This is a genomic window from Enterovirga sp., from assembly GCF_035325185.1.
Lineage (GTDB): Bacteria > Pseudomonadota > Alphaproteobacteria > Rhizobiales > Beijerinckiaceae > Enterovirga.
This window is the reverse complement of record NZ_DAOLAJ010000169.1, coordinates 1-2,948: the sequence shown is the minus strand read 5'-3', so window position 1 is coordinate 2,948 and position 2,948 is coordinate 1. Positions and strand designations below refer to the sequence as shown.

At 71.1% G+C, this 2,948-nt stretch carries 3 protein-coding genes; 1 reads left to right on the top strand and 2 read right to left on the bottom strand.

The features are described 5' to 3' along the window. Nucleotides 1-230 precede the first annotated feature (230 nt). Together ubiE and PKD06_RS18635 are read right to left on the bottom strand one after the other, a co-directional pair. Nucleotides 231-1,016 (bottom strand): bifunctional demethylmenaquinone methyltransferase/2-methoxy-6-polyprenyl-1,4-benzoquinol methylase UbiE, encoded by a 786-nt coding sequence (gene ubiE / locus PKD06_RS18640; protein ID WP_324382788.1) that lies wholly within the window; start codon nt 1,014-1,016, stop codon nt 231-233. Between the two features lie 54 nt (nt 1,017-1,070). After that, nucleotides 1,071-1,751 carry a hypothetical protein gene (locus tag PKD06_RS18635; protein ID WP_324382785.1) on the bottom strand — a complete coding sequence of 227 codons (681 nt, stop codon included), beginning with the start codon at nt 1,749-1,751 and terminating at the stop codon, nt 1,071-1,073. Between the two features lie 87 nt (nt 1,752-1,838). Between PKD06_RS18635 and mutM the strand changes: the two genes are divergently transcribed. Further along, nucleotides 1,839-2,750, top strand: a complete 912-nt coding sequence (gene mutM, locus PKD06_RS18630) for a bifunctional DNA-formamidopyrimidine glycosylase/DNA-(apurinic or apyrimidinic site) lyase (protein WP_324382783.1) — start codon at nt 1,839-1,841, stop codon at nt 2,748-2,750. Nucleotides 2,751-2,948: the final 198 nt, after the last annotated feature.

Genomic DNA, 2,948 nt, shown 5'->3' with positions numbered 1-2,948 from the left:
GGGGGGGGCGGGGGGGGGGGGGGGGGGGCGGGGGGGGGGGGGGGGGGGGGGGGGGCGGGGCGCGGGGGGGGGGGGGGGGGGGGGCCCCCCCCCCCCGGGCCCCCCCGGCGGGGGGCCGCCCCCCCCCCCCCCCCCCCCCCCCGGCTCGCCCCGGAAACAAGCCGGGGGGCCCCCCCCCCCCCCCCGCCGCAGGCGGGGGGAGGGCGGCGGTGCGATCCGTGAATCGGCCACTAGATCTTCCAGCCGCCGTGGATGGCCACGATCCCGCCCGTCAGCGGGCGGTGGCTCACCTGCCGGAACCCGGCCGCCTCGATCATCCGCGCGAAGCGGCCGGGAGGTGGGAACTTGCGGATCGATTCGACGAGATACTGGTAGGAAGCGCGGTCCTTGGCGACGAATTCGCCGAGGGCCGGAATGACCTTGAACGAATAGGCTTCGTAGAGCGCGTCCAGCCCCGGCACGTCCACATGCGAGAATTCGAGGCAGAGGAAGCGCGAGCCGGGCCTCAGCACCCGATGCGCTTCGGCGAGGGCGCGCTCGATCCGCGGCACGTTTCGGATGCCGAAGGCGATGGTGTAGCCGTCATAGCTCTCGTCGGCGAAGGGAAGCTCCTCGGCATTCGCCTCGACGAACTCGACCCGCTCCTCGCCGCGCTTCCTCGCCCGCTCGCGCCCGACCGCCAGCATGCCGCCATTGATGTCCGCGACCGTCACCGAGGTCGATGAGCCGCCGGCCTCGGCGATGCGGAAGGCGACGTCGCCCGTGCCGCCTGCGACGTCCAGATGGCGGTAGGGACGCCCGCGCGGCGGGCGCGCCATCGAGACGAGCGCCTGTTTCCAGATCCGGTGCAGGCCGGCCGACATCAGGTCGTTCATCAGGTCGTAGCGGCGCGCGACCGAATGGAAGACCTCGTCGACGCGGCCCTGCTTCTCCCCGAGAGGCACGTCCTCGAAGCCGAAATGCGTCGTGTCCGACCCGCCGCCCATGTGGTTCGTGCCGTGGTTCGCGTCCTGCATCAGGGGGCAATAGCGAAAAGAAGCGGCCGACGCCACGCGGCGCTTCGCGCGCGGTCAACGGCCCGACAAAGCCCGCCCCCGCCAGCCGTTCATCAGTTCCGCCAGATCCTCGGGCGCAAGGCCGTAGCTGTCGGGCAAGGCCGCGTTGCGCCCGCTGATCGCGGCATTGGCCCGCGCGAGGGCGCCGCTCGCCGTGACATCGTCATAGATGACGATCGGGATGTAGCTCGGCGGAATCTCGCCGACAGAGAAATCTCCTATGTCCCGCCAACGCACGAATCGGCGCCTCCAGACATGGCGGGCTTCGAATCCCTCGGCCGTCAGCACCAGGGAGGCCCCGTTGACCAGCAGGAGCGCCAGGAGGGGAAGGGAGAGGCCGGTCACTGCGACGCCGGCCCACAGGATCGGCGTCAGCCAGGGATCGAAGGGCCGGTGCAGCGTCAGCCACAAGAGAACGCCCCAGAAGACGAGGGTCGCGGCGAGGAGAAGGGCCGGCTTGCCCCGCCCCATCCGAAGGATGACGGGGCCGGGGAAACCCGCCAGCAATTCTCCGGGATCCTTCGTCTCGCCCTCGATCAGGCGGGGCCAGAGCTGCCAGGCGGCGACGGCCGCGCAGACGCCGAAGAACAGGATGGCCGGCCAGCCCCCCTCCGCGCCCGTGGCGGCCATGCCGATCCCGGCCGCGACGAAGGCGAGGCTGACGAAGAGAAGCGCATATTGCCCTGTGCGCGACATACGGAGGTCTTATCACGCGCCATCCCGCCGCGCGACGGGTGACGCAAGCGGGCCCGCCCGGTAGACGGGACGGCGGGAGACCCGTTCATGCCCGAGCTACCCGAGGTCGAGACCGTGAGGCGCGGGCTTGCGCCGGCCCTGGTCGGCCGGCGTATCGGCCGCGTCACGCTGCGGCGACCGGATTTGCGCTTTCCCTTTCCGAGCCGCTTCGCGCGCCGCCTCGCGGGAGCCCGCATCGAGGCCCTGCGCCGGCGCGCGAAATATCTGATCGCCGAATTGTCCACCGGCGAGGCCCTGGTGATGCATCTGGGAATGAGCGGCCGCTTTCGGGTCGAGACGCCGGTCGAGGCCGAGGAGCCTGGCGGCTTCTATCACACGCGGCCGCCCCATCCCGCTCACGACCACGTCGTCTTCGAGATGGAGGCGGGTCCGACCGTCATCTACAATGACGTGCGCCGCTTCGGCTTCATGACGCTGCTGCCGCTCGACCGGCTGGATTCGACGCCTCCTTTCGCGACGATGGGCATCGAGCCCCTGGGGCCCGATCTCGACGGTGCCCGGCTCGCGGCGCTGTTCGCCGGCCGGCGCGCGCCGCTGAAGGCGGCCCTGCTCGACCAGCGCCTGGTGGCCGGGCTCGGCAACATCTACGTCTGCGAGGCGCTTTTCCGGGCGCGGCTGTCACCTGAGGCGCCGGCCGGCTCCGTGGCGACCCCGAAGGGCAAGCCGTTCGCCGCGGCCGCCCTGCTCGCGGCGGCGATCAAGGAGGTGCTGGAGGAGGCGGTTTCGGTCGGCGGCTCGACGCTTCGCGACCATGCTCGGGTCGACGGCAGCGCCGGCGCCTTTCAGGAGCGGTTCCGGGTCTACGACCGGGAGGGTGAGTCCTGCATGCGCCCTCATTGCCGGGGCATCATCCACCGCCTTGTGCAATCGGGCCGCTCGACCTTCCATTGCCCCGAATGCCAGCCCGCCCTCGGAGCCGCCCCGCCATCGCGCCTGTGAGGATGGCCAGAAAAGTTCCAACGGTGGCCCGACGAAGCCTGAGGCTGGGAATTATTCCCGTGTGCGATGCAAGAGGCTTGCAATGCGTCCGCCGACGCACTATCCGAACGCCCTCGTCGCCGGATCAAGCTCGGCGAGCATGGGCGCCCGTAGCTCAGCTGGATAGAGCACCAGACTACGAATCTGGGGGTCAGAGGT

Bases quoted from the DNA above. Each gene is read 5' to 3' on its own strand.
- ubiE (WP_324382788.1), bottom strand. From the start codon at position 1,016: ATGCAGGACGCGAACCACGGCACGAACCACATGGGCGGCGGGTCGGAC.
- PKD06_RS18635 (WP_324382785.1), bottom strand. From the start codon at position 1,751: ATGTCGCGCACAGGGCAATATGCGCTTCTCTTCGTCAGCCTCGCCTTC.
- mutM (WP_324382783.1), top strand. From the start codon at position 1,839: ATGCCCGAGCTACCCGAGGTCGAGACCGTGAGGCGCGGGCTTGCGCCG.